We start from the raw sequence: 1,004 nt of genomic DNA, 5'->3' as shown, positions 1-1,004 counted from the left end.
GGCCTTCAACTAGTGAGGTTTTTCAACGAACCCCGGAGTTGCGCAAGGCGGCAGGGGTGTAGTCGGCGGCGAGTGTCTTGACGCCGAACTCGACACCCTGACTTTCCTCGTTCTTCAGGCCCGAAACGATGTAGCGACCGTTCAGCAGGTCATACAGGGTTTCCACAGCCAGCCAGGGCACCTGGACGTTGTAGTAGGGCTGCAGATGGCCTTCGCCGACCCGCCAGAGGGTGCCGCGTGCGTCGTAGTGGTCGGCCAGGACGATCTGCCAGGAGTCCTCGTCGATAAAGAACACGCGCTTGGCATAGACATGCCGCTCGCCGGGCTTCAGGGTGGCCTTCACTTCCCAGACCCGGTGCAGCTCGTAACGGTTGAACTCCGGGTTGAGGTGCCCGGCCTTGACGATGTCGTCGTATTTCAGCTTGGGCGAGTCCAGCTTGAAGCTGTTGTAGGGGATGTACAGTTCCCGCTTGCCGACCAGCTTCCAGTCGTAGCGGTCCTGCGCGCCGTTGTACATGTCGAAGTTGTCGCCGACGCGCAGGCCCTCGGAAGCGGGATAGGGGCCGTCGTAGGCCACCTGGGGGGCACGTCGCACGCGGCGTTGGCCTGCGTTGTAGAGCCAGGCCAGGCGCGGTTCCTTCACCTGGTCGAGGGTTTCGTGTACCAGCAATACGCTCCCGGCCAGGCGCGCGGGGGAGACGACTTCCTCCTTGTAGTAGAACAGCACATTGCCCGGATTGGCCGGATCGAAGTCCTTCAGCTGGTCGCGGTAGGTGAACTCCATCTTGAATGTCACCGGCGTGAAGGCACCGCCTTTCTCCGGGGTCGCCTGCACGCTGGTGCGTTTCATGCTGCCGCCGCGGTAGCGCGTGAGGTGGTTCCAGACGACTTCCTGACCATTCTGCGGGATGGGGAAGGGATAGGCGGTCTGGAAGTTGGTCAGGCCATTGCCCCCTGCCACGAGCTGGGTGTTCTGGGCGTTGGAGCGCACGGCGGCGTAGACG

1 protein-coding gene is annotated in these 1,004 nt (G+C 62.8%); it reads right to left on the bottom strand.

Annotated elements, in window-relative coordinates:
- Positions 1 to 22: 22 nt before the first annotated feature.
- Positions 23 to 1,004, bottom strand: a 982-nt coding sequence (locus J7302_RS26275) for a DUF1329 domain-containing protein (protein ID WP_215381777.1), incomplete at its 5' end; no start/stop codon positions are given.

Origin of the sequence: Metapseudomonas boanensis, assembly GCF_018704125.1 — a bacterium.
Taxonomy (GTDB): Bacteria; Pseudomonadota; Gammaproteobacteria; order Pseudomonadales; family Pseudomonadaceae; genus Metapseudomonas; species Metapseudomonas boanensis.
The sequence above is the reverse complement of the archived record's forward strand: the minus strand, read 5'-3'. Positions and strand labels throughout refer to the sequence as shown.